The 25,105-nt window shown below is 75.1% G+C and carries 25 protein-coding genes and 1 pseudogene; 11 read left to right on the top strand and 15 right to left on the bottom strand.

Going from position 1 to position 25,105, the window contains the following annotated elements:
* Nucleotides 1–102 precede the first annotated feature (102 nt).
* The 8 genes from MUK52_RS27215 to MUK52_RS27180 are packed head-to-tail and all read right to left on the bottom strand — an operon-like array spanning nucleotide 103 to nucleotide 8,010.
* Complete coding sequence (locus MUK52_RS27215; RefSeq protein WP_284580885.1) at nucleotides 103–1,335, bottom strand: MFS transporter; 1,233 nt, start codon at nucleotides 1,333–1,335, stop codon at nucleotides 103–105.
* Nucleotides 1,332–2,366: a zinc-dependent alcohol dehydrogenase gene (locus MUK52_RS27210; protein WP_284580883.1), complete on the bottom strand. Its 1,035-nt coding sequence runs from the start codon at nucleotides 2,364–2,366 to the stop codon at nucleotides 1,332–1,334. Before MUK52_RS27210 ends, MUK52_RS27215 begins: the two co-directional genes overlap by 4 nt.
* Nucleotides 2,363–3,154: a sugar phosphate isomerase/epimerase family protein gene (locus tag MUK52_RS27205; protein ID WP_114056498.1), complete on the bottom strand. Its 792-nt coding sequence runs from the start codon at nucleotides 3,152–3,154 to the stop codon at nucleotides 2,363–2,365. The genes MUK52_RS27210 and MUK52_RS27205 overlap by 4 nt, the downstream gene beginning before the upstream one ends.
* Entirely contained in the window at nucleotides 3,151–4,245 is a 1,095-nt protein-coding gene (locus tag MUK52_RS27200) for an alcohol dehydrogenase catalytic domain-containing protein (RefSeq protein WP_284580879.1), read from the bottom strand. The genes MUK52_RS27205 and MUK52_RS27200 overlap by 4 nt, the downstream gene beginning before the upstream one ends.
* Nucleotides 4,242–5,258: an ROK family protein gene (locus MUK52_RS27195; RefSeq protein WP_284580877.1), complete on the bottom strand. Its 1,017-nt coding sequence runs from the start codon at nucleotides 5,256–5,258 to the stop codon at nucleotides 4,242–4,244. Before MUK52_RS27195 ends, MUK52_RS27200 begins: the two co-directional genes overlap by 4 nt.
* Nucleotides 5,255–5,938 (bottom strand): HAD-IA family hydrolase, encoded by a 684-nt coding sequence (locus MUK52_RS27190; RefSeq protein ID WP_284580875.1) that lies wholly within the window; start codon nucleotides 5,936–5,938, stop codon nucleotides 5,255–5,257. Before MUK52_RS27190 ends, MUK52_RS27195 begins: the two co-directional genes overlap by 4 nt.
* A gap of 54 nt (nucleotides 5,939–5,992) precedes the next feature.
* Nucleotides 5,993–6,766 carry an SDR family NAD(P)-dependent oxidoreductase gene (locus tag MUK52_RS27185; protein ID WP_284580873.1) on the bottom strand — a complete coding sequence of 258 codons (774 nt, stop codon included), beginning with the start codon at nucleotides 6,764–6,766 and terminating at the stop codon, nucleotides 5,993–5,995.
* Nucleotides 6,763–8,010: a sedoheptulose 7-phosphate cyclase gene (locus tag MUK52_RS27180; RefSeq protein WP_284580871.1), complete on the bottom strand. Its 1,248-nt coding sequence runs from the start codon at nucleotides 8,008–8,010 to the stop codon at nucleotides 6,763–6,765. Before MUK52_RS27180 ends, MUK52_RS27185 begins: the two co-directional genes overlap by 4 nt.
* Nucleotides 8,011–8,229: 219 nt before the next feature.
* Here MUK52_RS27180 and MUK52_RS27175 point away from each other — a divergent pair, with 219 nt between their 5' ends.
* Nucleotides 8,230–8,694, top strand: coding sequence for a hypothetical protein (locus MUK52_RS27175; RefSeq protein WP_114056504.1), 465 nt, complete (start codon nucleotides 8,230–8,232; stop codon nucleotides 8,692–8,694).
* Here the strand turns inward: MUK52_RS27175 and MUK52_RS27170 are convergent.
* Nucleotides 8,691–9,902 (bottom strand): MAB_1171c family putative transporter, encoded by a 1,212-nt coding sequence (locus MUK52_RS27170; protein WP_284580869.1) that lies wholly within the window; start codon nucleotides 9,900–9,902, stop codon nucleotides 8,691–8,693. The two genes, MUK52_RS27175 and MUK52_RS27170, sit on opposite strands and share 4 nt — an antisense overlap.
* Nucleotides 9,899–10,402: a hypothetical protein gene (locus MUK52_RS27165; RefSeq protein WP_284580867.1), complete on the bottom strand. Its 504-nt coding sequence runs from the start codon at nucleotides 10,400–10,402 to the stop codon at nucleotides 9,899–9,901. The genes MUK52_RS27170 and MUK52_RS27165 overlap by 4 nt, the downstream gene beginning before the upstream one ends.
* 404 nt (nucleotides 10,403–10,806) lie before the next feature.
* Here MUK52_RS27165 and MUK52_RS27160 point away from each other — a divergent pair.
* The 3 genes and pseudogenes from MUK52_RS27160 to MUK52_RS27150 form a co-directional block, all read left to right on the top strand.
* Nucleotides 10,807–12,138, top strand: a pseudogene (locus tag MUK52_RS27160) (DUF6777 domain-containing protein); the annotation flags it as partial.
* Nucleotides 12,139–12,638: 500 nt separating this feature from the next.
* Entirely contained in the window at nucleotides 12,639–15,074 is a 2,436-nt protein-coding gene (locus tag MUK52_RS27155; RefSeq protein WP_114056508.1) for a SpoIIE family protein phosphatase, read from the top strand.
* Nucleotides 15,075–15,242: 168 nt separating this feature from the next.
* The gene (locus MUK52_RS27150) at nucleotides 15,243–15,479 is read left to right on the top strand and encodes a response regulator transcription factor (protein WP_114056509.1); all 237 of its coding nucleotides are present in this window, start codon (nucleotides 15,243–15,245) and stop codon (nucleotides 15,477–15,479) included.
* A gap of 72 nt (nucleotides 15,480–15,551) precedes the next feature.
* Here the strand turns inward: MUK52_RS27150 and MUK52_RS27145 are convergent, their stop codons facing one another.
* The 3 genes from MUK52_RS27145 to MUK52_RS27135 all read right to left on the bottom strand — a co-directional run bounded on the left by MUK52_RS27145 (nucleotide 15,552) and on the right by MUK52_RS27135 (nucleotide 17,734).
* A complete protein-coding gene (locus MUK52_RS27145) occupies nucleotides 15,552–16,562 on the bottom strand; it encodes a serine/threonine-protein kinase (RefSeq protein WP_114056510.1) in 1,011 nt (336 codons plus the stop codon).
* Between the two features lie 94 nt (nucleotides 16,563–16,656).
* On the bottom strand, nucleotides 16,657–17,112 hold the full coding sequence (locus MUK52_RS27140) for a helix-turn-helix domain-containing protein (RefSeq protein ID WP_284580858.1): 456 nt from the start codon (nucleotides 17,110–17,112) through the stop codon (nucleotides 16,657–16,659).
* A gap of 106 nt (nucleotides 17,113–17,218) precedes the next feature.
* Complete coding sequence (locus MUK52_RS27135; protein WP_284580856.1) at nucleotides 17,219–17,734, bottom strand: hypothetical protein; 516 nt, start codon at nucleotides 17,732–17,734, stop codon at nucleotides 17,219–17,221.
* A gap of 248 nt (nucleotides 17,735–17,982) precedes the next feature.
* Here MUK52_RS27135 and MUK52_RS27130 point away from each other — a divergent pair, with 248 nt between their 5' ends.
* The 4 genes from MUK52_RS27130 to MUK52_RS27115 are packed head-to-tail and all read left to right on the top strand — an operon-like array spanning nucleotide 17,983 to nucleotide 21,058.
* The gene (locus MUK52_RS27130; RefSeq protein WP_114056512.1) at nucleotides 17,983–18,630 is read left to right on the top strand and encodes a HemK2/MTQ2 family protein methyltransferase; all 648 of its coding nucleotides are present in this window, start codon (nucleotides 17,983–17,985) and stop codon (nucleotides 18,628–18,630) included.
* The gene (locus MUK52_RS27125) at nucleotides 18,614–18,820 is read left to right on the top strand and encodes a CDGSH iron-sulfur domain-containing protein (RefSeq protein WP_114056513.1); all 207 of its coding nucleotides are present in this window, start codon (nucleotides 18,614–18,616) and stop codon (nucleotides 18,818–18,820) included. The genes MUK52_RS27130 and MUK52_RS27125 overlap by 17 nt, the downstream gene beginning before the upstream one ends.
* The gene (locus MUK52_RS27120) at nucleotides 18,817–19,845 is read left to right on the top strand and encodes an iron-containing redox enzyme family protein (RefSeq protein ID WP_502963602.1); all 1,029 of its coding nucleotides are present in this window, start codon (nucleotides 18,817–18,819) and stop codon (nucleotides 19,843–19,845) included. Before MUK52_RS27125 ends, MUK52_RS27120 begins: the two co-directional genes overlap by 4 nt.
* A 25-nt stretch (nucleotides 19,846–19,870) precedes the next feature.
* Nucleotides 19,871–21,058 carry a zinc-dependent alcohol dehydrogenase gene (locus tag MUK52_RS27115; RefSeq protein ID WP_284580851.1) on the top strand — a complete coding sequence of 396 codons (1,188 nt, stop codon included), beginning with the start codon at nucleotides 19,871–19,873 and terminating at the stop codon, nucleotides 21,056–21,058.
* Here the strand turns inward: MUK52_RS27115 and MUK52_RS27110 are convergent.
* Nucleotides 21,048–22,052 carry a saccharopine dehydrogenase family protein gene (locus tag MUK52_RS27110; RefSeq protein ID WP_284580849.1) on the bottom strand — a complete coding sequence of 335 codons (1,005 nt, stop codon included), beginning with the start codon at nucleotides 22,050–22,052 and terminating at the stop codon, nucleotides 21,048–21,050. The genes MUK52_RS27115 and MUK52_RS27110 overlap by 11 nt on opposite strands.
* A 150-nt stretch (nucleotides 22,053–22,202) precedes the next feature.
* Entirely contained in the window at nucleotides 22,203–22,406 is a 204-nt protein-coding gene (locus MUK52_RS27105) for a CBS domain-containing protein (protein WP_502963601.1), read from the bottom strand.
* A 111-nt stretch (nucleotides 22,407–22,517) separates the two neighbouring features.
* Between MUK52_RS27105 and MUK52_RS27100 the strand changes: the two genes are divergently transcribed.
* The 3 genes from MUK52_RS27100 to MUK52_RS27090 all read left to right on the top strand — a co-directional run bounded on the left by MUK52_RS27100 (nucleotide 22,518) and on the right by MUK52_RS27090 (nucleotide 25,105).
* Nucleotides 22,518–22,742, top strand: coding sequence for a hypothetical protein (locus MUK52_RS27100; protein WP_162793080.1), 225 nt, complete (start codon nucleotides 22,518–22,520; stop codon nucleotides 22,740–22,742).
* Nucleotides 22,743–23,192: 450 nt separating this feature from the next.
* A complete protein-coding gene (locus tag MUK52_RS27095) occupies nucleotides 23,193–24,656 on the top strand; it encodes an amino acid permease (RefSeq protein ID WP_114056517.1) in 1,464 nt (487 codons plus the stop codon).
* Nucleotides 24,657–24,853: 197 nt separating this feature from the next.
* Nucleotides 24,854–25,105 (top strand): EF-hand domain-containing protein, encoded by a 252-nt coding sequence (locus tag MUK52_RS27090; protein ID WP_114056518.1) that lies wholly within the window; start codon nucleotides 24,854–24,856, stop codon nucleotides 25,103–25,105.

Here is a 25,105-nt window from a genome sequence, read left to right as displayed (position 1 = left end):
AATGATCAGCTTAATGGCGACTTGGCCACTATACAAGCATTTGGGACGATGGAGGGCTCGTGCTGTCGTTGTCGCGAGCTCGTTCGCCTGTGCAGGCGGCAGCTACGTGAGGCGCGCCGAGGGAATCGGCCGCCTCAGCAGCACCACGGCCAGCACCGCCGCCGCAAGCACGGCGGAGACGGCCGGCAGCAGGGCCGTGGGGCCGCCCAACAGGGCGGCTCCGAGGGCCGATCCGCCGGCGATGCCCACCTGGAAGCCGGTGACGTACACCGAGGACGCACGGTCGGCGTCCCCCGCGGCCAGCCTCATGACTCCCGTCTGGAAGACGGGCCCGGCCGCAGCGAAGGCACCGCCCCACACCGCCACGGCGACGGCGGCCGCGGCGAGGCGCGCTGCGGGCGGCACCGGTGCGAACGCCAGCGCGAGCAGGGCCACTCCGGCCGTGAAAGCCGCCATGGTCACGGCCGCCGCGCGCTGCGGCGCCCGGTCGCCGTGCCGGCCGATCAGGTACGTCCCGACGGCCCCCGCGACACCGAAGGCCGCAAGCAGGGCGGTGACCGGTCCCGCACCGCCGCCCGCGGCGTCGGCCACGATGACGGCGAAGTAGGTGTAGCTGAGGAAGTGCGCGGTCACGAGGACGACCGCGGTGCCGCACAGCCGCAGCACCGCGGGCCAGTCCACCTGCCCGCGCGCGTCGCCCCCGGCCGCGGCCCGAGCGGTGTCCTCCGGGACCGCGGCGGCCGCTCCCGGCCGGACGGCCCACACGAGCGCGCAGGTGACGGCCGCCGTGGCGGCCGCCAGCAGCAGGGCGGTGGCCCGCCAGCCGATGAGACCGCCGACCAGGGTCGTGCCCGGGCTCCCGACGATCGCCGCGAGCGACGCGCCGCCGAACACGGCGGCGGTGGCGCTCCCCACCTGCCCGCGGGGCACCATGGCCGCGGCCGCCGGGGCGACGAGCGACCAGAGCACCCCGTGTGTCAGGGCCGCGGCGACCCGGCTGACGGCCATCATCGCGAACCCGGTCGAGGCGGCGGCCAGCACCTCGGCGGCGAACAGCACGACCAGGGAGGCCGCCAGCGCCGTGCCGCGCGACATGCGCGAGGCGAGCGCCACCGCGGGGACGGTGACGACCGCGGCGACCACCGCGTATCCGCTGATCAGCAGGCCGACCCGGCCCTCGGAGACGTCGAGGTCCCGGGCGATGTCGCGGATCAGCCCGACGGGGAAGACCTCGAAGGTGACATACACGAAGGTGGCCGCGGCGAGCACCGCCAGCCGGGCCGCGGTGGCGCCGGCCGGCCGGCGCGCCGCCGCCGTGGCCGCCGCAGGGCTCATCGGCCCGCACCGGCCGCGGCGGCGTCCATCCGTACGAGGATCTTCGGGCGGGTCCGCGCGCCGTCCGCGAGGCGGGCGAAGGCGGCGTCCGGTGCGGTGAGCGGGAAGACGCGGTCGACGAGGGCGTCCAGGTCCACGGCCCCTTCCTCGACGAGGGCCACGAGCCGGTCCCAGTGGCCGATGCCGGACAGGACGCCGTGGACGGTGGCGTCCCGGATGACCAGGGCGGCCGCGTCGAAGCCGTCGACGGCGTGGTGCGGGGTGCCCAGTTGGGCCATCCGGCCGCCCGCGGCGACGAGGCGGACGGCCGCGCGGACCGCCGCGGTGCTGCCGGAGGCCTCCACCACGGCGTCGTAGCGCTCCTCGTCAGGGCCCGCGGGTGCGGCGGAGGCGCGCAGTCCCAGCCGCCGCGCCAGGTCGCGGGCCGCGGGCTGCGGGTCGAAGACGACGGGGTCGGCGCCGAGTGCCCGGGCCACCTGGGCGGCCGCGAGCCCGAGCGTGCCGCCGCCGAGGACCGCGACGCGGTCGCGGGCGCCGACGGCGAGCCGGTCGATGGCGTGGACGGCGGCGGCGGTCGGCTCCAGCAGGGCCCCCGCCTCGTCGGAGAGGGCGTCGGGGATGCGGGTCAGGGTGTCCGCGGGCGCGGTGATCAGTTCGGCGCCGGCTCCGGGGCAGTCGCCGAGCACGCCGATCTCGCTGCGGTCGGGGCAGTAGCGGATGCGGCCGGCGCGGCAGTGCGGGCAGGTGCCGCAGGGCCGGAAGTTGTGCCCGGAGACGCGCTGTCCGGCCAGCTCCGGGTCGGCGCCGGGGCCGAGGCCGACGACGGTGCCGATCCACTCGTGGCCGGGGACGAACGGGTAGCTCTTCCAGCCGTCGCGGAGGTAGTTGCTCGTGCCGTCGTAGAAACCGAGGTCGGTTCCGCACAGGCCGAGCAGGGCCACCCGGACCAGCACCTCCCCGGGGCCGGGTGCGGGCGGCTCGACCTCGGCGACGGACACCGCGCGGGGGCCGGTGAGCTGAATGGCTTTCATCGTGGATCCTCGGGTCGGGTGGGTTCGGCCGCGGCGCGGCACAGTCTGATGTCCTCGGGCAGGCGGGCGGCCCCCGCGCCCCGGTAGTCGTTCTCCACGAGCACGGAGCGGGCCGCGGACCGCGCCAGCAGTGCGGGCAGTTCCGCGAAGGCCGAGCCGGGGGCCGCCGGGCCGGCCGCGGGGTCCTTCACGTGCAGGTCGGGCAGGAGCAGCCCGGCCGCCCCGGCCTCGCGGGCGAAGGCCAGGGGGTCCTCGCCTGCGTCGCGGAGGTTGCCGGTGTCGAGCACCAGGCGCAGGGCCGGGTGGTCGACGCGGCGGGCCAGGGCGAGGAGGTCGCGGTGGCCGAGGGGGGACTCGTAGGCGAGGACGAGGCCCGCCGACGCGGCGCGTTCGCACAGCGTGCGCAGGGCATCGGCGGTGCCGGCGCGCAGTCCTGCGGTGGCGGGCGTGCTGCGCCGGAAGCCGGGGACGTGCAGCACCCCGGCGCCGAGGCGGAGCGCGCAGTCCTGGGCGCGCTCCAGGAGGGCGAGCGCCGCCGGGTTGGCGGTGCCCCGCTCCTCGGCGAGGCCGAGGTCGTTGACGTGGTTGACGGCGAGGACCGGCACCGGGATGTCCCCGGCGATCGCCGCGGCTTCGCGCAGTGCGGCGGGTTCGCCGAGCGGGGTGCCGCGGTGGGCGCCGCCGTAGTCCAGGTGCAGCAGGTCCGCCCCGGCGGCGAGTGCGGTGCGGGCGGCGCGGCGCCGGTCGGTGCCGATCCGCCACTGGGGTGCGGCGACGGCCGGGGTCATGCCGGCCCGCCGATCAGGATGGCGGCCTTGAGGACCCGCCGGCCGCCTGCGGACCGGTCGTCCGCGTCGAGGACGGAGTTGACGAGGCCGGCGGCGCCTTCCAGGTCCACGGTGTGGGTGAGGACGCCGGCCCCCGCCGGTGCGGAGCCGCCGGCCAGGAGGAGGTCGAAGGCCTGCCGCAGGTGCTCTCCGCCCACCCCGCGGTGCCCGTACAGCAGCAGGGGGCCGGCCGGGCGGTCGAGGCGGTGCACCCGGGGCGGCCAGGGCCGGCCCCCGCAGTTGTCCGCACGCAGCGCCGCGACGTCGACGGGCCCGGCGGTCAGTGGGACGGGGCCCTCCGGCAGGCCGGCGTGCACGTCCACGAGGAGGGTGCCCCGGACGTGGCGGTCGAGGGCGGCCAGCGCCTGCCGCGTTCCGGTGCGCGGGGTGGCGATCACGGCGGCGACCGGCCCCGGGAGCCCGGCCAGCATGTGCGGCAGGCCGGGGTCGAGCGGGTGGACGGCGTCGGCGCCGTGCCCCACGAGCAGGGTGCGCAGGCCGGGGAGTTCGCGCTGCCAGGCCTCGCGGGCGAGCCGGCCGACGGTTCCGTCGCCCCAGACGGCCAGGGCGGCGGGCCGCACTGTGTGCCGGGCGATCCGCAGCCCGTACAGGACGGACGCGAGGGGCTCGGCGAGGGCGGCGGCCCGGGGCGCTGCGGCGCCGTCCGGGACGGGAAGGACCAGCCCGGCGCGGACGGCGGCGGCGGGGATGCGGGTGCGCTCGGCCCACAGGCCGGGCAGGTTGTGCCCGAGGAGGAAGGACGGGTCGCCGGGGTGGGTGGGGTTGACGGTGACGAGCCGGCCGGCGGGCAGCCCGGAGTCGCCGGGCTCGACGACGCGGGCCACGCCCTCGTGGCCGGGGACGGGGCTGGGGTCGCGGCGCAGGCCGCGCAGGATCTGCCAGTCGGTGCCGCAGATGCCGGCGGTCAGCGGGGCCAGCAGCATGTCGCCGGGCGCGGGGGTCGGCGTCGGCACCTCGGCCACTTCGACGCGGGTACGGCCGCGGGCGTCCGGGGGCAGGCGCCGCAGGGCGCGGTGGGTCGCCGCGCTCATCGGACGATCCCCGGCAGCCAGCGCCCGATCCGCTCGGCGCCCTGGAGCGGGTCCACGGCGCCGGGCCCGCAGAAGACGAGCCGCTCGGCGAGCCAGGCGCCGTCCCTGCCCGGGTCGGCGTACGAGGTGGGGGCGGCGAGTTGGCGGCGCAGCTCGTCGGCGTAGCGGGCGCCGAGCCCTTCGACGACTCCCCCGCCGAGGCCGAGCAGGTCGAGGTGGGGGTCTAGGCACCACAGGGTGCGCAGCAGGTTCGCGACGGGTTCGACGCAGAGTTCGAGGAGGCGGCGCGCGGCGGGGTCGCCGTCGGCGAGTGCCGCGGGCAGCCAGGCGGGGAGGCCGGGGCCCGCGTCGATGCCGAGGCGGGCGGCGACGCGGGCGATGCCGGGTCCGGAGGCGACGGAGGCGAGGTGGTCGGGTGCCCCGCATTCGCACAGCAGGCCCGTCCGCTCCGGCGCAGCGCCGGTGACCATGGCGGGGAGGTGGCCGACCTCGCCCTGGAGGCCGCGGTCGTCGACGGGTATCCGGCGGCTGTCCAGGTCGGCGACGCGCAGGGCGATGCCGCTGCTGATCGTCAGGTAGCCGATGCGGCGGGTGCCGTGCCGGGCGTGTTCGACGACGAAGTCGGCGAGGGCGGCGGTGACGTCGTTGACGAGGCTCCAGGCGACGTCGGGGCGGCGGCGGCGCAGTTCCGCCCCGAGGTCGTAGGGCTCGGCCTCGGCTCCCCACAGGGGGGCCGATCCGTAGACGGTGCCGGTGAGGTGGTCGATGGCCGCCCCGAAGGAGAGTGCGGCGGCGGCGCCTCGGGGGGCGGCCGCGCACAGCATGTCGACCATGTCGGCGCGGAGTTCGGTGACGGGCCGGCCGGGGTGGTTGAGCCGGCTCGGGGAGCGGAGCCGTTCGACGGGGGCTCCGGGCCCGCCGGTCCGCAGCCGCGTCCAGGTGCCGCCGATGTCGGCCGCGAGGGTCGCGCGTGCGGCCGTGGTCCCGGGGGGCGCAGCCGGGGGCGCGGTCACCGGCCCTCCCCCGTACGGGCGGCGGCCGGCTCGGGGGTGGTCAGGACCAGGCGGGCGGGGCCGGCCGGGGAGGCGGCGGCCCGGAAGCCGCGGAAGTCTGGGTACCGCTCGGCTTCGCCGTCGTGGGCGGTGAGGCCGCCGATGACGATGGTGCGTGCGCCGCTGTCCAGGCCGGCCCGGACTCCGGCGGGCGAGTCCTCGAAGACGAGGGTGGAGGCCGGGTCCGCCCCGAGGGCTGCGGCGGCGCGCAGGAAGCCCTCGGGGTGGGGCTTGCCGTGCTCGACGTCGTCCGCCGTGACCATGAGCGCGGGCAGCGGCAGTCCGGCGGCGGCCATGCGGACCTCGGCCAGCCTGCGGCCGGCCGAGGTCACGACGGCCCAGGAGCCGGGCGGCAGGGCGGCGAGGAGTTCGGCGGCGCCCGGGACGGCGGTGATGCCGGCGGTCTCGGACTCCTCGTGCGCGACGAGCCGCCGCGTCTCGGATTCGGCGAGCGGTGGGTCGGCGAGGAAGCGGCCGACGGTCTCCCGGGTGGGGCGGCCGTGGGCGTAGGACAGTACCTCGGCGAGGTCCAGTCCGTGGCGTGTGCAGAAGCCGGCCCAGGTGGACTCCACGAGTCCGGTCGAGTCGACCAGCGTGCCGTCCATGTCGAACAGCAGCGCCGAGGTGGGTATGTCTGACAAGGGTCCTCCTGGGTCGTGGTCGCCGGGCTGCCCGGCCGTGCTGGGGGTGGCGCCCTACTGGCGCGGGGCGTCCAGGGGCTGCGACTGGGACGCCGGGAGTCCTTCGCGGACCGGCGACCAGCTGCCGTCGGGCTGCACCACGAGTGCCTCGCCGTGCTCGGCCGCTCCGCGGGTGCGGGCGAGCCGGTCGGCGAGCGGGGCGAAGGCGGCCGGGGCCATGTAGCCGCTGTAGTCGAAGTCCTGGGGGCGGCGGGCCCGGATACCGGGGGTGTCGACCATGCCGGCGGGCAGCGCCTGGACGAACCGGACCTCGGCGGGGTCGGTCTCCTGCGCGAGGGAGCGGACGAGGGAGTCGGCTGCGGCCTTGGTCGCGGCGTAACCGGCGCGCCCGGGGCCGGCGTTGTAGACCACCTCGGACGAGACGTGCAGGAACAGGCCGGGGGCGGCGGCCCGCAGCAGGGGCATGGCGGCCCTCAGCGTGCGGGCCAGGCCGTGGACGTTGACGGCGAACTGGTCGAGCCAGTCGGCCTCGCCGGTCTCCAGGAACGGCTCGCGCCGGGAGGTGAAGTAGACGGCCGAGTAGCAGACGAGGTCGGCGCGGGCGGGCAGGCCGGAGCGGAGCGCCTCGGCGGAGGCACCGGCGTCCCTGAAGTCCAGGGGGTGCCAGACCAGGGCGTCGCCGCCCGGGCCGGCCGGGCGGCTGCGGCTGAAGACGTGGGTCTCGATGCCGCGGGCGGCCCAGGCGTCGGCGATGCCTCGGCCGATGCCCGTGGACCCGCCGACGACGACCGCGGTGGCCGGGGGTGCGGTGCGGTCGGGGGAGGTCATGCGCCCACCTGCTCGGGGACGCGGGCCGGCGCCGCGGCGGCGGGCTCGGCGGGGCGGTGGTGCTCCCACAGCAGGGCGGCGGCGTCGCGGAGTTCGCCGGGGGTGACGTCGTTGACGAAGCGGTGGCGGCCGATGCCCATCGGCAGCGGGAGCCGCTGCCGGCCGTCGCGGTGGCGGACGGTGTCGCGCAGCGCGTCCTCCAGCAGGGCGGTGTCGTGCAGGACGTCGTTCCAGGCGGGCAGGCCGAGGCCGCGGATCGCGGAGTGGATGCGGTCGGCCTGGGCGGCGGTGACGTCTCCCCGCAGTGTGGCCATGGCGGTGGTCAGCGCCATGTCGATGACGACGGCCTCGCCGTGGAGCAGCTCGGGCAGGGCGTGCATTTCCAGGGTGGGGCTGAAGGTGTGGCCGTAGTCGACGCAGCGCTCCAGCTCCGACTCCCACAGGTTGGGCTGGAGTTCTTCGAGCATGAGGTGGATGGCCTCGGCGACGATGGCGTCGGAGGCGGCGGCGAGTTCCGGGGTCGTGCCCTGGAACCGGTCGGCGCGGACGGCCGGGCCGTGCTCCTCCAGCAGGCGGAACAGGTCCTCGGAGCGGATGAGGGCCATCTTCAGGATCTCGGCGAGGCCGTTGCTGACGTGCCGGTACGGCAGGCTGCGCAGGAAGGTCCGGTCGAGGAAGGTCGCCGTGGCCGGCGCGTAGGTGCCGAGCCGGTTCTTCCCGCGCTCGTAGTTGACGCCGGTCTTGACGCCGACTCCGGCGTCGACCAGGCCGATCAGGGTGGTGGGGATCCGGATGTAGGGCGTTCCGCGCCGGTAGAGGCTGGCGGCGAAGCCGACGATGTCGGTGAGCACGCCGCCGCCGATCGCGAGGACGGGCTCGCGGCGGCGGTCGATCCCGAAGTCGTTCATCGCGTCGACGACGCGGGAGACGGCGTCCCACTGCTTGACGGTCTCGTCGGCGCGCAGCGGGACGACGGCGGCCTCGATGCCGTGGGCGGCGAACCAGTCGCGCACCCGGGCCCCGTAGAGCACGTCGACGTTCTCGTCGATGACGACGAGGCGCCGCTCGCCCCGCTTCATGGGCACGTCGGGGCACCCGTCGAGCAGCGCCGTGTTGCCGGGTTCGAAGAGGCCGTCGGAGCTGACGACGTGGTAACGCACCTGGCGGACGGCCTCGACCGTCCATGCCGGGCCGTCGCCGACGGCCTGGCGGAGCCCCTGAGTGAAAGCAGTACCGCTGCGCATGTCCCCTCCAGTTCGAGCGCCATATGACAGGGCAAGAGAAGTTTCCATCGGCGCCTCGTCGAGTATAGTAGCAGCAACGCTTGCAGGGCGTCATGTGTGCTATACTTTCCGCAAGCGCCGCTGTGACAAGCGAGAGTGCGCGTGCACGGGAAGACGGTCGAGCGTGAAGGCCTCTGTGCTCACTGACGAAACCCGACGAAAGCACCGGAGGTCGGTCGCATGGCAACGCTGGCGGAACGCCTGAACGCATGGTTCGCCGATGCCGCCACGGCGGACGCCGTGGGCCGGCTGCGCGAGCCGTCGACCGCCGAGGTCGCCCAGGCCATCTCGGAGGACCCCCGGCACAACGTGACGATCTCCCGGAGCTACCTGACGGCCCTCCGCAACGGCTCGCAGACCAACCCCACGGTCAGCGTCCTGTCGGCGATCGTGACGTACTTCCAGGGACGGGACATGACCCTGCCCGTCTCGGTCAGCGCCCTCATCGACGAGGAGCCTCCCGCGCGCACCTCCGAACTGCCCGAGGAGTGGGCGGCCCTGGCCGACCGGCAGGTCCGCTCGATCGCCCTGCGCGCCGGGCAGTTCACGCCGGAGCTGCGCGACCAGCTGCTCTCGATCATGGACGTGCTGGACGCCTCGCGGAAGCAGCAGCCGTCCGGGCGCGACGGCGCACCGGACTCCTAGACCGTATCGGGCGCAGGCCCGCCCATGCCCCCGCAGAGGCCCGCCGGGCGCGGCGCCGCCCGCATCGTGCGCAGTTCGAGGGAGAGCCTGACCAGGGCGCCCAGGTCCTCCTCGTAGTCGGTGCCGCCCGCGCGGCCCCCGGAGCCGGGGGCGAGGACGAAGACGGACGCCGACGACGGCGCGCCGCCCGCGCCGTCCTGCTCGCGGAGCCGGCGCAGGGCGCGGTCCACGAGGCAGGCCGAGGTGCGCGGGTCGTCCTCCCGCACCGCCCCCTGCGACTCCTCGGCGACGAGCCGCAGGTAGGGGCCGAGACGGGTGAGCCCGTCGCGGCACTCCACGTACCGGCGGTAGACCGCCGAAGCGCTGACGAGCAGGCGGTTCCGCCGCCGCCGGTGGTGGTCGAGGACCAGCTCCGGGTGGATCTCGACCAGCCGGTTCCACAGCTCCTCCAGGCCGAGGAACTGCGCGCGGTGGTCCAGCCGCTCGCGCACGATCTGCACGACGCTGACGAAGCAGGGCAGGCTGAGCCCCGCGCACACCACGATCGTCGCGACCTGGCCGAAGACGAAGTCGTCGGCGTACGTGATCGCCCGACCCGGCTCGCGCAGGGTCGGCAGGTTCACCCACAGGAAGCGGAACACGCAGGTGAGGGCGAGCGCTGTCAGACCGCCGGAGATGACACTCAGCGAGAGCCGGCGCAGCGAGCGGCCCTTGCGGGCGTGCCGGGCGGCGAGCAGTGCGCAGGCGGCGTACCCGAAGAAGAGGTAGAAGTTGCCGAAGTTGTAGAAGGTGCGCACCCGCCAGTCGACAAGGTACTCCGAGGTCAGGACGTGGTTGCGCAAGTGCGGCGGGAGGGCCGCGGTCATGGCGGTCATCACGGACAGGCAGATCGCGCAGGCGACGGCCTCCCAGGGCCATGGCCCCCGCCAGCCGGTCAGCGGGCACTCCCGGAGGAACCCGACCATGAGGCCGAGACCGATCAGGATGGCCACGTTGAAGGTGATCTTCGTGAAGCCGGGGAACGTGTGCTCGTCGACCCGGGCAAGGACCGGCGGCTGGGCCAGCACGTTCCCGATCCCCATGAGGAACAGCGAGAGGAACAGGTGCAGCCTCATGGGGTCGCGGAAGCGGTGCTGGACCAGTGCGGGCATCATCCAGGCCGCCCCGCCGAGCAGCGTGACGATGGCGACCAGGTTGAGAACGCTCACGTCGGCCCGTCGGCGAGGACCAGGCTGTTGTAGACCGAGGGCCGCCACGGCTCGTCGAGCCCGTAGCGGCGCGCACGCCGGCTCATGGAGATGGCCTGGTTCATGATCGTCGAGGCGATGATCTCGGCGTCCCGCTCGTCCCTGTCGGAGTAGCAGGTGCGCAGCTGCACCTGCTCCGGCCGTTCGCCTGCGAGGTCGTAGGCGATGATGTGGCCGACCTCGTGCAGGATGATGTGCGCCTGGTGCGCCTTGGTGGTCTTCGCCTGGTAGGCGATGACGTCCTCGTGCCGGCGCGAGATCAGGATGCCGAACGGGCCGTCCGCCGGCAGGTCCCACTCCAGCAGGCTGATCGGCGTCCCCCGCATCTCGCCGAGCCGCTCGCACAGCGCGGTGACGCTGAGCGGCAGCTGCGGCTCCAGCCGCCTCATCAGGCAGCGGCTGTGGGCGCGCAGTTGCGCGTCGCGCAGCCGGTCCCTCCGCGTGCGCGGTGATTGTTCCACACCCCGCCCGAACCGACCGAACACAAGGCCCCCTCCCCGTTCGCTCACCGGCCGGGGACCCGGGGGCGCGACGCGTGGTCGCTTCCGGGCCGGCCGGCCACGGGGCAAATCTACGCCACCTGCACGGCCCCGGACGCTCCGGGAGAGGAAGATCACGATGGGTCAGCGGCGGGGAATGCGCTGGTCAGGCTCGTTCCGCGCGCTCGGACGGGTGGTGGTCGGTGAAGTGCGCGGCGGGGCGGGACAGGTCGCGCCTTGATCGGTTGGGGATTCCGCGGGACCGGGGCGCACAATGTGTGCTAGCAGACAAACCCACACCAAGGGCAGGGCAGGCGGCACGGGTGCGGCCGGGACGACCGGTCGGGCGCGCGGCGCCGGTGCCGGTGCCGGGTGGGAGGGAAACGGTGAGTTCCGAACCGCGCTCCGAGCGCCCCACCGGCCCGCCCTCAGGCCCGCTCTCCGGACGCCCGTCCGGCGATGCGACGAGGCCGATCCCCCCGCCTCCCCCGCCGACGGCCGGCGGCGGGGGAGGCGGGGGCGGGGGCGGGCCCGATGAGCCGGGAGGGCCCGGGGGTCCGGGCGGTCCCGGCGGTCCGGAGCAGCAGCCGGGCGGCGGCGGGCGGCCGTGGTGGCGCTCGGTGCCGCGGATCGCGACCGTGACCGGGGCGGCGGTGGTCGCCGGGGTCCTGGCGGTCGTCTTCACCCGGCCCGACGGCGGGGGCGGCGGACAGCAGACGGCGGCGGGAGAGGTGATCCTGGAGCCCACCGGGTCCACCGGCGAAGAGCCGTTCACCCCGTCGACCGCGAACGCGACGACCGCGCTGCCGGCCGCGGCGCCCCGCACTGCCCCGACGGCCGCCCGGACCCTCACGAGCGTGGCGGGCTCGGAGCCCGGCCTGTACGGCGGCAGCCGAAACCTCGCCAGCTGCGACGTGGAGAAGCAGATCCGCTACCTCGGCTCGGACCCCGCGAAGAACAGGGCCTTCGCCTCCGCGCTGAAGGTGGAGGAGTCCGCCGTACCCGGCTACCTGCGCTCGCTGACGCCCGTACAGCTCCGCTCGGACACCCGCGTCACCAACCACGGCTACCGCAACGGCGCGGCCACCGGCTACCAGGCGGTGCTCCAGTCCGGCACGGCCGTCCTGGTCGACAGCCACGGCGAGCCGAAGGTGCGCTGCGCCTGCGGCAACCCGCTGAGCCGCGCGGTCCCGCAGGCCGGCACCCCCGAGCAGAAGGGGAAGAGCTGGCCCGGTTACCGGCCGCAGAACGTCGTCGTGGTCAACCGCTCGGAGACGGCGGTCAAGGTCTTCGTCATCTTCGACCAGAAGGACCGGCAGTGGGTGAGCCGGTACTCGGGCGACCACGGCAAGCGCGACAGGAAGGCGGAGCCGCCGCCGAAGCACTGGCCGCTGCCTCCGACGGCCCCGCCGGCGACCGAGCCGCCCGCGACGAAGTCCCCCCACGGGACCCGCGACCCCCACTCCCCCGGGCACGAGACCCGCGACCCGCGCTCGCCGGGGAAGGAGACCCGCGACCCGCAGACCCCGGGCCGCGAGACCGGGAAGCCCGAGAGCCCGGCCCCGGAGTCGCCGGCCTCCGAGCGCCCCGGTGTACGGGAGAGCCGGCCGCCCGCGCCCGAGTCCCCCGACCGGGAGTCGCCGTCCGCGCCCGCGTCGCCCGAGCGTCCGAACCTCCGGGACGCCGAGACCGAGCGCCCGGACGCGCCCTCCGGGGAGAGCCCCGCACCGGAGCCGACCGCACCCCCCTCGCAGGAGCGCCCGAACCTGCGGGAGACGCAGTCCGAGCCCCCCGCCCCCGAGCCCTCCCCGGTGCAGCCGTCGGCCCCCGCAGAGCAGGAGAGCCCCGCTCAGCAGTCGCCCGCCCCGGAGGGCCCCGGCGAACAGCAGCAGCCCGGCGAGCAGCAGCCCGAGCAGCAGCAGCCCGGCGACCAGCAGCAGAACTCCTGACGGCACCGGGGGCCACGGCACGCAGCACCGCAGTCGGCCGGCGGTCCCGACAGGCCGTGTCGGAGGAGGCCGCCGCGGGGCGGACCGGGGCCGCGTCTTCGGAGCCGCCCGGCGCCGCACCCCGCTGCTCGGCGGCCGGGCGGCGACCGGCGGTGGCACTGCGTTGGTGCTCCCTGCCGCGCTGGATCATGCTGGTGTGTGGAGCCCCTGGCCGTGCAGGTTCCCGTGGGACAGCGGCAGGGGAACGAACGAGGGCGAGATGAGCGGCGATGGAGCGACTTCCCACCTCTCCTGGTGACCGGCCTGCGGGTACGGAGGCGCCGTCCGGGCCGGCGTACACGGCCGCGGCGACCGTCAACGAGCAGGGCGTCGTCACCGAGTGGAGCGAGGGCGCGCGCCGGCTGCTCGGCTATGAGGCCTCCGAGACGGTGGGCCGGCCGGCCGCCGGGCTGCTCGCGGACGATCCGGCCGAGTCGGCGCGGAGGTTGGCGCCCTGGCAGGACCGGTGGAGCGGCACCGTCGCGCTGCGGCACCGGGACGGCCACCGGCTGGAGGCGGGGCTGCTCGCGCACCGCTGGACCTCGAGCGGCGGAACGGCGAAGTGGTTCGTGGTGTCCGCAGTGACGGGCGCGCCGGGCCTCGGCTGGGGCGAGCCGCTGCGGGAGTGGGCCTTCGCCCAGTCGCCCTGCTTCCTCGCGGTCTTCGACCAGGACCTGCGGCTGGTGCGGGCGAACGCCGGAATGGAGCGGACCCTGTCCCTGACGGAGCCGGAGATGCTGGGACTGCGCCTGCCGGAGATCGCGCCGGACCCGGTGAGCGACGAGACGGAGCGGCGGATGCGGCAGGTGCTGGAGACCGGGGAGCCGCAGGTCGTGGACGCCTTCATCCGGCCGGCCGGGGCGAGCACCGAGCACGGCTGGGTGACCTCGCTGGCCCCGCTGCGGGACCCGGAGGGCCGCGTGCACGCCGTGTGCCTCGCCGCGCACGACAGGACGGGCATCGAGGGGACCCGGCAGCAGGTGCTCGTCCCGCAGGACGACGCCGCCACGCGCATCGGCACCACGCTGGACAGCTCGCGCACGGCGCAGGAGCTGGCCGACGTCGCGGTGCCCCGGCTCGCGGACTTCGCCGTCGTCGACCTGCTGGACCCCCCGCCGCGCGGCGACGAGCCGTCGTCCGGGCTGTCGGCCGGGCCGGTCGCGGTGTGCCGGATGGCGGTGCAGTCGATCCTGGAGGGCAGCCCGGAGTCACGGGTGTCGGTCGGGGAGACGACGGTGTACCCGCCGCTGTCCCCGGCGGCCGAGTGCCTGGCGGCCGGGCGCGGCGCCGTGTACGCGACGTCGGACCCGGCGATCGCCGCGTGGGCGGCCGAGGACCCCGGCGCGTCCTGGATCAGCGAGTACGGGACGCACTCGACGATGGTCGTCCCGATGCGCGCCGACGGGATCACGCTGGGCGTGGCGGTGTTCGGCCGGCACCAGCACCGGGAGCCGTTCCAGTCGGAGGACCTGTGGGCGGCCGAGGAGCTGGCGACGCGCGCCGCCGTCAGCATCCACAACGCGCGCCGGTACACCCGCGAGCACACGACCACGATGACACTCCAGCGCAGCCTGCTCCCGCAGACGCTGCCGGACCAGGCCGCCCTGGACATCTCCTCGCGCTACCTGCCCGCCGGCGGGGAGGCCGGGGTGGGCGGCGACTGGTTCGACGTGATCCCGCTGTCCGGGGCGCGTGTCGCCCTGGTGGTGGGCGACGTCGTGGGGCACGGCATCCGGGCCACGGCGACGATGGGCCGGCTGCGGACCGCGGTGCGCACCCTGGCCGACGTGGACCTGCCGCCCGACGAGCTGCTGACCTACCTCGACGACCTCGTCCTGCACCTGTCCGCCGACGACGGCGACCGGCAGGGCACCGGGGAGGCGGCGCTCGGCATCGGCACCACCTGCCTGTACGTGGTCTACGACCCGGTGACCCGGGGCTGCACCGTCGCCCGGGCCGGGCACCCGCCGCCGGCCGTGGTCTCGCCGGAGGGGTCGGTGTACCTGCTGGACGTGCCGGCCGGGCCGCCGCTGGGCCTGGGCGGCCTGCCGTTCGAGACGGTGGAGACGGAGCTGCCGGAGGGCAGCCTGCTCGCCCTCTACACCGACGGCCTGCTCCAGGCGCGCGACCACGACATCGACGAGGCGCTGGACAGCATGTTCGGGGCGCTCGCCCGGCCGGCCTCGACGCTGGACACGGTGTGCGACAGGGTGCTGACGGCGATGCTCTCGCACCAGCCCGACGACGACGTGGCGCTGCTCGTGGCGCGGACGCGGGCGCTGCACGCGGACCAGGTCGTGGTGTGGGACCTCTCCTCCGATCCGTCCGTGGTGGGGCAGGCCCGCCGGAACGCCGCCGAGCAGCTGGCGGCGTGGGGGCTGGAGGAGGCGTCGTTCGTCACGGAGCTGCTGGTCAGCGAGCTGGTGACGAACGCGATCCGGTACGGGGAGCCGCCGATCCAGCTGCGCCTGATCCACGAGGGGAAGACGCTGATCTGCGAGGTCTCCGACGCGAGCAGCACGGCCCCGCACATGCGGCGGGCCCGGACCTTCGACGAGGGCGGGCGGGGTCTGCTGCTGGTCGCGCAGCTCGCCCGGCGCTGGGGCACGCGGCACGCCGCGGTGGGCAAGACGATCTGGGCTGAGCAGTCCCTCCTGGGGTTCTGACCAGCGGACGGGGCGCCTGTGACGCGCCTGTGACAGTCGGGGGACACGGCGGTGAAGGTCCCGAGCCAGGCTTTTCCATAAGAGACAAAAGGGACATTCGGTAACGAGTCCCTCTGCTTCCGAGGACGTGAGCAGTGACGGCCGAGCCCATTCGGCGGAGGAAAAGCCATGAGCCTCACACTCACCACCCCCACCGTGCACGACGAGACCACCGCCGCCGCCCTGGCCCCGCGTGAGCAGGAGACGCTGCGGCACATCGCCGCCGGGCGCACCTACCTCCAGACCGCCCGCCACATGGGCCTCTCCAAGCACACGGTCGACGCCTACCTGCGGCGGATCCGCGCCAAGCTGGGCGTCAACAGCACGGCGGAGCTGACCCGGCTGGCCATCGCCCTGGGGCTGTGACGGCGGGGCGAGGGCGGCCCGCCGGCTGAAGCGGGAAGGGGTGAGGAGGAGGGGGCGGGGGCGGGGGAAAGGTCACGTCCCTCCGGGCGTGCCGCCGAAGACCGGCCGGGCCCACTCCGGCGGCTCCGGCGGCGGCCCGGGGGGCTCTTCCGTTCCGGCGGACTGCCCGTCATCGTGCCGGGGCCGTACGGGCGTCCCGGCGCCGGCGGTGGCGGCGCGCAGGGCCGCGACAAACTCCAGGCACGACCCGTACCGGTCCTCGGGCACCTTCGCGAGCCCCCTGGACAGCACCTCGTCGGCGGCGTCCGGGATCTCCGGCCGCCGCTCCGTCAGCGGCGGCGGCTGGTCGAACTGGTGGGCCCACAGCAGCGCGGCGTCCTCCTCGCGCTCGAACGGCGGCCCGCCCGCGAGGGTTTCGTAGACGACGCAGGCGAGGCTGTACTGGTCGCACCGGCCGTCCACAGGCCGTCCCGAGATCTGCTCCGGCGCCATGTAGTCGAGCGTCCCGACGAACTCCCCCTCCGTCGTGAAGCCGGTGAGCGACAGCGCCTTCTTCGTCAGGCCGAAGTCCGTCAGGTAGACGTGCTCGGGGTGCTCGCTGTCGGGGCCTGCGGCGACCAGGATGTTGCCCGGCTTGACGTCCCGGTGCACCAGGTCGTGCTCGTGGGCGGCGTCGAGCGCCGACGCCACCTGGGCGGCGATGCGCAGGGCCGTCGCGACGGGCAGCGGCCCCTCCCGGTCCAGCAGGGCCCGCAGGTCGGCCCCCGGGACGTACCTCATGGCGATGTACAGGACGCCGTCCGTCTCGCCGGCCTCGAAGATCGGCACGATGTGCGGGTGCTCGATCGACGCCGCCACGCGCGACTCGTGCGTGAACCGGCGCCGGAAGGTGTCGTCCCGGGCGCGCTCGGGGGCGATCAGCTTGAGCGCGACCGTGCGGTCCAGGCGCAGGTCCTTGGCGCAGTAGACGACCGCCATGCCGCCGCGGCCGAGCATCCGCTCGACCCGGTAGCCGGCGATCTGCTTCCCGATCAGGCCGGAGGGCTGACCCGCGTACACGCTCAGGCTCGACGGCGTGCCCATACGGAAGAGTCTATGCGGCACCTGTCGGGGGTGCCCCCGCGCGCGGGGGCGCCCCGGCCGGTGGGGGCCGGGGCGCCTGCATGAGGCGGCTCCTTCAGGAGCAGCGGAGGCTGCTGCCGTTCATCAGGGCGATCCAGTTGCCTTCGAGGTAGTGCTTCTTCCAGGTGTCGAGCTGCTGGACGGGGATGTCGTACTGCCGGGCGATGTCCTTCTTGCGGGTGTCGGTGCCGTCGGCGAGGAGGGCCATGACGATGTGGACCTTGTCGGCGGGGTTGAGCTGGTCGGCGGGCTTGTCGGGGAGGGCTTCGAAGCGGAGGCAGCCGGGCTGTCCGGGCTTGCCGGGCTCGCCCGGCTGTCCGGGGGCGCCGCCCTTGCCGCCTTCGCCGCCCTTGCCGCCTTCGCCGCCGGCGGCGCAGTACGGGGGGAGCTGTCCGGCGGTGGCGGGTGTGGCGGGGGGCGGGGCGGCGTGGGCGGAGCAGGCCGTGCCGGTGAGGAAGGCCAGGGAGGCCGCCGCGAGGATGAGGGGGCGGTGCCAGGAGCTGGTGGACATGGGGTTCTCCGCCTCGGGGAAACGGGTGGGTGGGTGGGGGTGGGGCGGGGTGGAGGCCGGGAGGCCTGCACCCCGCGGATCGGGTCGGGCTCGGTTCGGGCGTGGGTCAGAAGATGCTGCCGCCTCCCTTGCCGCCGGCGCCGCCGAGGCCGCCGAAGATGCCGAAGCCGCCGGAGCCGCCCTTGCCGCCGTCGCCGCCCTGGAAGACACCGAAGCCGCCGTTGCCGCCCTTGCCGCCGTTGCCGCCGATGACGCCGCTGCCGCCCGCACCGCCGACGCCGCCGGCGCCGCCGAGGAGGCCGCTGCCGCCGTCGCCGCCGCTGCCGCCCGCACCGCCGACGCCGGTGACGCTGCCGCCGCCGGCGCCGCCGGCGCCTCCACCGCCGCCGACCAGGCCGGACCCTCCGGCCCCGCCGTCACCTCCGGCGCCTCCGGCGGCCGGGAGCGCGGACGCCACCTGGGCGGGCATCGGGGCGGCCGAAGCGGTGGCCGCGGGCAGGAGGACCCCGCCGGTGACGACCGCGGCCGAGGCGGCCAGCGTCGCGAGGCGGAGGCCGCGCCGCCTGGGGCGCACGGAGCCGGTGGCGGTGGCGGTGGTGGCGTTCTGCATGGTGCGGTTCATGGGATTCTCCTGCCGTGTTCCGGGGATGGGTGCTCTCTCGGTGCGGCCCTTGCGGGGAATCAGGGAGGGTCCCGGTCCTTCGGGGGCTTCCCTCGCTCCGGTGGGGGCGCACAACCAGTAGGCCCGAGACGCCCCGCCCCGGACACGTTCCGGAAACTCGGGGCTTGACAGCCCGGGAAGGGCCCCGCTCGACGAAACCGCACTGCGGTGCGGGGCATACCGGTCCGGCCGCCGGGCAGCCGCAGCGTATGACCGCACTCGTCCTGCTGCCCGGGGTCTACCGCCCCCAGGCCGACACCCGGCTCCTGGCCCAGGCCCTGGACGCCGAACCGATAGCGCCGGGGAGCCGCGTCCTCGAAGTGGGCACCGGCAGCGGCGTCCTCGCCCTGCTGGCCGCCGCCCGCGGGGCCGCCGTCACCGCCGTCGACGTGTCGTGGCCGGCCGTGCGGACCGCCCGCCTCAACGCCCACCGGGCCCGGCTGCCCGTTCGCGTGGAGCTGGCCGACGCCGCGACGTGCGCGCCCAGCCGCCGCTTCGACCTCGTCGTCAGCAACCCCCCGTACGTGCCCGCGCGCAGCAGCCGCGGCTCCGGCCCGGCGCTGGCCTGGGACGCCGGCGCCGACGGCCGCGCGGTCGTCGACCGGATCTGCGCGCGGGCCGCTCGGCTGCTGCGGCCCGGCGGCGTCCTGCTGCTGGTGCACTCGGCGCTGTGCGGGGCGGCCACCACCGTGGCGAAGCTCCGGTCGGAGGGCCTGGCGGCCCGCATCGTGCTGCGGGCGGACGTCCCCTGGGGGCCCGTCCTGTCGTCCCGCAGGTCGTGGCTGCACGAGCGCGGCCTGGCGCCCGCAACGGCAACGAGGGAGAAACTGGTGGTGATCCGTGCCGAACGCCCCTGAGCCCCGCACCCCCCGGCGCGTCCTGGTCGACCCGCACGGGCCGGTCCTCGTCGAGGGCCCCGTCGAGGTCGAGACGCCCGACGGGATCCGGCGCAGCGACCGCTTCATGGTCGCCCTGTGCACCTGCCGGCGCAGCCGGACCCTCCCGTGGTGCGACACCAGCCACCGGCCCCGGGAGCGGCGCCGGTGAGCGCCGTCGGACCCGCGGAGGCCGCCTGGTACGCCGAACCCCGCGGCGAGGTGTCGGCGGCGCTGGCGGACTGCCTGCGCCACGGGCGGGAGGCGCCGCCCGGCCTGGAGCGGGCCGCCGGCGGCCCGGCCGTCGACCCGTGGGGCGACGACCTCCACTTCGCCCTGTACCTGCTGTACGAGCTGCACTACCGGGGACTTGACGGGGTGTCGGACGACAGGGAGTGGGATCCGGGGCTGCTGCGCGTGCGCGCCGCCCTCGAACAGTGCTTCCTGGCCGCCCTCCGGGAAGCGGTGCCGTCCCCGCGGACCGTCGAGGAGTCGTTCGGCCCGCTGCTGACGACACCCTCCGACCGGGCCGGCGGGGTCAGCGGCCGCATCGCGGAGACAGACGGGCTGTGGCGGGCCCGCGAGTACGCCGTCCTCCGCTCCCCGTACCACCTGAAGGAGGCCGACCCGCACGCCTGGGCCATCCCTCGGCTGACCGGGCGGGCCAAGGCCGCGTTCGTCGCCATCGAGTACGACGAGTTCGGCGCGGGCCGTGCCGAGGCCGTCCACGCCCGGCTGTTCGCCGACCTGATGGAGGACCTCGGCCTGGACGCCGGCTACAACCGCTACCTGCCGGCCGTTCCCGCCGCCGCGCTGGCCACCGTCAACCTGATGTCCCTGTTCGGGCTGCACCGGGCCTGGCGGGCCGCGCTCGTCGGCCACTTCGCCTGCGTGGAGACCACGTCGTCCCCGGGGTCCGCCCGCATGGCCGACGCCCTCGCCGCCTGCGGGGCCGGTCCGGCCGCGATCCGCTTCTACACCGAGCACGTCACCGCGGACGCCGTGCACGAGCAGATCGTCCGCCGGGAGGTCATCGGCGGGCTCCTGGAGGACGATCCGGCGCTGGAGCCGCGGATCGCGTTCGGCTGCGACGCGACGGTCCTGTTGGAGGACCGCCTCGCCCACCACATCCTGACCGCCTGGACGAACGGGCGCAGCGCGCTGCGGCACCCGCTGCCGCAGCCGGTCGCCGCCTGAGGGCCAGCCCCCGAGGAGGAACGTCATGCGCGCACTGACCTGGCAGGGCCGGGAGGACGTCCGGATCGCGGACGTCCCCGACCCCCGCATCGAGGACCCCTCCGACATCGTGGTCAAGGTGACGTCGACCGGGATCTGCGGCTCCGACCTGCACCTGTACGCGGTCCTCGGCGCGTACATCGACCGCGGTGACGTCCTCGGCCACGAGGCGATGGGCGTCGTCGAGGAGACCGGTCCCGAGGTGGGCACCCTGCGCCGCGGGGACCGGGTGGTGGTGCCGTTCAACATCTCCTGCGGCGCCTGCTTCATGTGCGACCAGGGCCTCCAGTCGCAGTGCGAGACCACGCAGGTCCGCGAGTACGGCAAGGGCGCGGCGCTGTTCGGCTACACCAAGCTGTACGGGCAGGTCCCGGGCGGGCAGGCCGAGTACCTGCGGGTGCCGTTCGGGGACACCCTGCCGGTGAAGGTCCCGCACGGGCCGCCGGACGAGCGGTTCGTGTACCTCTCCGACGTCCTGCCGACCGCATGGCAGGCCGTGGAGTACGCCGGGGTGCCGAACGCGGGGACCGTCGCGGTGCTCGGGCTGGGCCCCATCGGCCAGATGTGCTGCCGGATCGCCCGGCACCGCGGGGCCCGCCTCGTCATCGGGATCGACCTGGTCGACGAGCGCCTGCAGCGGGCCCGCGAGCACGGCGCCCACACCCTGGACCTGCGGCAGCACTCGGGAGACGCCCTCGTCGAGGCGGTCCGCGACCTGACCGACGGGCGGGGCGCGGACGCCGTCATCGACGCCGTCGGCATGGAGGCCCACGGCAGCAGCGTCGCCGCCCTCGCCCAGAAGGCCACCGCCGTCCTCCCCGACGCGCTGGCCCGGCCGCTGCTGGAACACGCGGGCATCGACCGGCTGGAAGCCCTGCACACCGCCATCGAACTGGTGCGGCGCGGCGGCACGATCTCGGTGTCCGGGGTCTACGGGGGCGCGGTCGACCCGATGCCGATGCTCACCCTGTTCGACAAGCAGATCCAGCTGCGCATGGGACAGGCCAACGTCCGCGCGTGGACCGACGACATCCTGCCGCTGCTCACCGACGCCGACCCGCTGGGCGTCGAGGGCTTCGCCACGCACGTCCTGCCCTTGGAGGAGGGGCCCGACGCGTACGCCCGCTTCCAGGCGAAGAAGGACGGCATGGTCAAGACCCTCCTCACCCCCTGAGGGAGCCGCCGCCGGGCGCCGGCCGGTGCAGGGTGACGCCGTGCTCGGCGAGGGACTCGGGGAGGCGGGCGAACACGGGCAGCTCCTCGATGTGGTGCACGCCGGCCGGCAGGGCCCCGCCGAGGAGTTCCGCGGTGACGTGGGCGGCGACCAGGCCCGTGACCCGGCTCTGCGCCCGGCCGGTGAGCGCGTACGCGCAGTGGCGGCTTCCGCGGTGGGCGTCGGCCCGTACCGCGAAACCGTCGCCTCCGAGGTGGATGCGGCGGAACGCCGCGTTCAGTGCGCGGCGCACTGCGGGCCGGCGGGCGGCCCGCCTCAGCCCGAACAGGGCGGCGGTCAGCGGCCGCGAGTCGAGGCAGAGGCGGGTGGCCACGCGGGGCGTGCCGAGGGTGCGGGGCAGCGTGTACTGGTCGGAGAAGGGGAAGGCGTACGCGGTGCGCGACCCGAACCCGGGCAGGGCGGTGCGCAGCGGGCCGGCGGCCGGGGGTGCGGCGAGGTGGTCGACCGTCCAGCGGACGGCGTCGGCGCCGTGGCGTTCGCCGCTGCCCAGCAGGACCGTCAGGTCGATGCGTTCGGCACCGCCGACATCCTCGTGCGCGCGCCGGGCGAGCAGGTTCGTCAGTCCGGGGGCCACGCCGACGCTGAGCACGGCCGTCGCGCCCGACGCTGCCGCCAGGGGGTGCAGGCCGGCCACGTCGTCGAGGAGCCGGCGGGTGGCGCCCACGTCGACGAGGCCGGTGCCGCGCTCCAGGCAGGCGCGGGCGGCGGCACCGTCGGGGGGCTCCACGCACATCACGACAGCGGCCACGTCGCCGAGGCCGTCCAGCGTGCGCCCGAATCCGGCCGGGTCGCCGACGTCGGCGCGGACGCCGCCCAGCCGTGCCGCCTTCGCGGCGTCGCGGCCGGCGATGACGACGCGGCCGGGGAAACGGCTTTCCAGGGCGGAGGCGGCCGCGCTGCCGACGGCGCGGGCGGGGGCCTGCGCGGCGGCCACGACGCGGACTCCGCGGCGGACGCCGCCCTGGCCGTCCTCGGCCCGGAGACCTACGGCCTGCTCGTCGGACGGCGCGGCTGGACGCCGGACCGCTGGGAGCGGTGGGCGGCGGACAGCCTGGTCCGCCAGCTCCTCCCCTGAGTCGGCGGCTCAGGTGTTCGGCGGCGCCTGGCTGATGTCCGCCAGGGCGGAGGAGCCGTCTCTGTCGATGGCCAGGTCGCCCAGGGACACGACGCCCACGGGGCGGCCGCCCTCCGTCACGGGCAGGCGGCGCAGCGCGCGGGAGCGCATCAGGTCGACGGCCTTGTCGATGTCGCCGTCGGGGCCGACGGTGACCAGGTCCGGGCTGCACACGTCGGCCGGATGCGGTTTGGGGGGGCGCGTACGGGGACAGCCGCCTGGTGGCCACCGGACCGGCACGGGCCGGAGCAAGCCGGGTGGAGCCGGGGCGAGGAGCGTGCGGCGATGAACGGCGACAGGCGGGGCGGCGGCATGGGCGACAAGGAGCAGGCGCCGGGCAAGGGGCGCGAGGAGCAGGTCGGCGACCGCTCGCCGGACGCGGACCCGCCGCATCCGGCCGGGACGCCGCGCGACTCCGGCGACACGGCCCTGGACCGGAGGCGCAGGGACGACGCGACCTCCGGACAGGACCCGGACCGGCAGGGCCCGGACCGGCACGGCGGCCGCTGAGGCCCTGGAGGAGGGGAAGGAGCCATCGCGCAATCACCGGGCCCGGGAGCCGAAGTGCGCCGCTCCGGGCCCCGTTCACAGCCCACCACCGGTCACGTTGTGCAGCCGAACAGGAATGGTGCGTGTCCAACCTGGCACGGTCTGCCCCGATGTCATGCGGTGTTCGCTCAGAGGACGCTCAGATCCCGATAACGATCATGTCACCACACAAGGGTCTTTCGACCCGGTTACAGGTGAATGACCGAAATGCCCGTGATGCTCGCCCCGATGGCGCGCCGATCTCCGTGGTACATCTTCACGACCGCCTGCCGGACACCACCCACGTCCGAGCAGGGGCGCTGGAGCCGGCCGATCGCCGGCATGCAACTCCATCAGCATCCGGGGGATCGGAACCCGGTCTGCGGCCGAGCGCGGCGCGGATCGGCATGGAGCGGAAAGGCGCACCACAGCATGACCTCGACGCAGGTCGACAAGCACCACGGCGACGGCTCGACCCAGGGCGACACGCCCGAGGAGGGCTACGAGCGGGGACTCGGCAGCCGCCAGGTCCAGATGATCGCCATCGGCGGCGCCATCGGCGTCGGCCTCTTCCTCGGCGCGGGCGCGAACATCGCGAAGGCCGGGCCCAGCCTCATCCTGATGTACGCCCTCGCCGGCGTCATCGTCTTCTTCATCATGCGGGCGCTCGGCGAGCTGCTCCTCTACCGGCCCGTGTCCGGTTCCTTCGCGGAGTACGCCCGCGAGTTCCTCGGCCCGTTCTTCGGGTTCGCGACGGGCTGGACGTACTGGCTCATGTGGGTGGTCACCGGCATGGCCGAGCTGACCGCCGCGGCGATCTACGTGCACTACTGGTTCCCGCAGGTGCCCCAGTGGGTGACCGCCCTCGTCTTCCTGGTGGTCCTTTACCTCGCCAACCTGATCTCCGTGAAGATCTTCGGCGAGATCGAGTTCTGGTTCTCGATGGTCAAGGTCACCGCGCTCCTCGGCATGATCGTGATCGGCATCGGCGTGATCACGTTCGGGTTCAGCGCGGCCGGCGACACCGCCGCCGTCTCGAACCTGTGGGCCTTCGACGGCATCTTCCCGAAGGGCGTCGGCTCCAGCCTCATGACCCTCCAGGGCGTCATGTTCGCCTACCTGGCGGTCGAGCTCGTCGGCGTCACCGCGGGCGAGTCCGAGAACCCGGAGAAGACCCTCCCCAAGGCCATCAACACCCTGCCGTGGCGCATCATCGTCTTCTACGTCGGTGCCCTCAGCGTGATCCTGATGGTCGTCAAGTGGACCGAGTTCCAGCCCGGCGTCAGCCCGTTCGTGGCGGCGTTCGCCAAGATCGGCATCCCGGCCGGCGCGGCCATCGTCAACTTCGTGGTGCTGACCGCAGCCCTGTCGTCCTGCAACTCCGGCATGTACTCCACCGGCCGCATGCTGCGCGACCTGGCCTCCAACTCCGAGGCGCCGAAGGTCCTCGGCAAGCTGAGCTCCACCAAGACCCCGGCGCTCGGCATCACCCTCTCCGTCGCCCTGATGGGCATCGGCGTGGTCCTGAACTACGTCGTCCCGGAGAAGGCCTTCGGCTACGTGACCTCGGTCGCGACCGCGGCCGGCATCTGGACCTGGATGATGATCCTCATCAGCCACATCCGCTACCGCCGCGAGGTCGTCGCCGGCCGCCTGCCCGCCTCGTCCTTCCCGGCGCCCGGCGGAACGGTGTGCAGCTGGATCGCCGTCGCCTTCCTCCTGCTGGTCACCTGCATGATCGCCATCGACCCGGACAGCCGCATCTCCCTCTACGTGGGCGCCGGCTGGGCGGTCTGCCTGGCGGTCGGCTGGGCGGTCCTGAAGTCCCGGAACCCGCAGGCGGCCCAGCGCGCCGCGGCGGGCGGGAAGGGCCTGGAGCGCGCGGGCCGGTCCTGACCGGCCCGGTCGATGCACCTGGCGTCCCCGAGGGGCGTACCGGCCGGCAGCGGCCGGTACGCCCTTTTCCTGCTCCGGCCGAACACGGGGCCCCGTACGGGCAACCCCGCGGCGCCGCACCGCGTCCCTCCCGGCAGGAAGACGCACCGGCCCGTCCGGCGCGGACGGGCGGCAGCACCAGGAAGCAGGACGACGTGATGAGCGACAAGGCCCGCACCCTCTTCGACGCACTGGACCTCGACCGCGACGGCACGCTGACGCGGACCGAGGTCATCGCCGCCCTGCGGGCGAAGGGCCCCACGCTCGCCGCGCAGGGCGTCATCCCCGTCTGGGGCGTGGGCGGCGCGGACGACTCCTCGGCCCTCTTCGACGCCGCGGACCAGAACGGCGACCGCGTCCTCACCTTCGAGGAGTTCGCCGCGGTGGTCGACCGCCGCTTCGGCTGGTAG

Origin of the sequence: Streptomyces sp. 2P-4 (assembly GCF_030167965.1) — a bacterium.
In the GTDB taxonomy this organism is placed as follows: Bacteria; Actinomycetota; Actinomycetes; order Streptomycetales; family Streptomycetaceae; genus Streptomyces; species Streptomyces globosus_A.
Note: the sequence above shows the minus strand (reverse complement) of the source record. Positions and strands in the feature narration are given on the sequence as shown.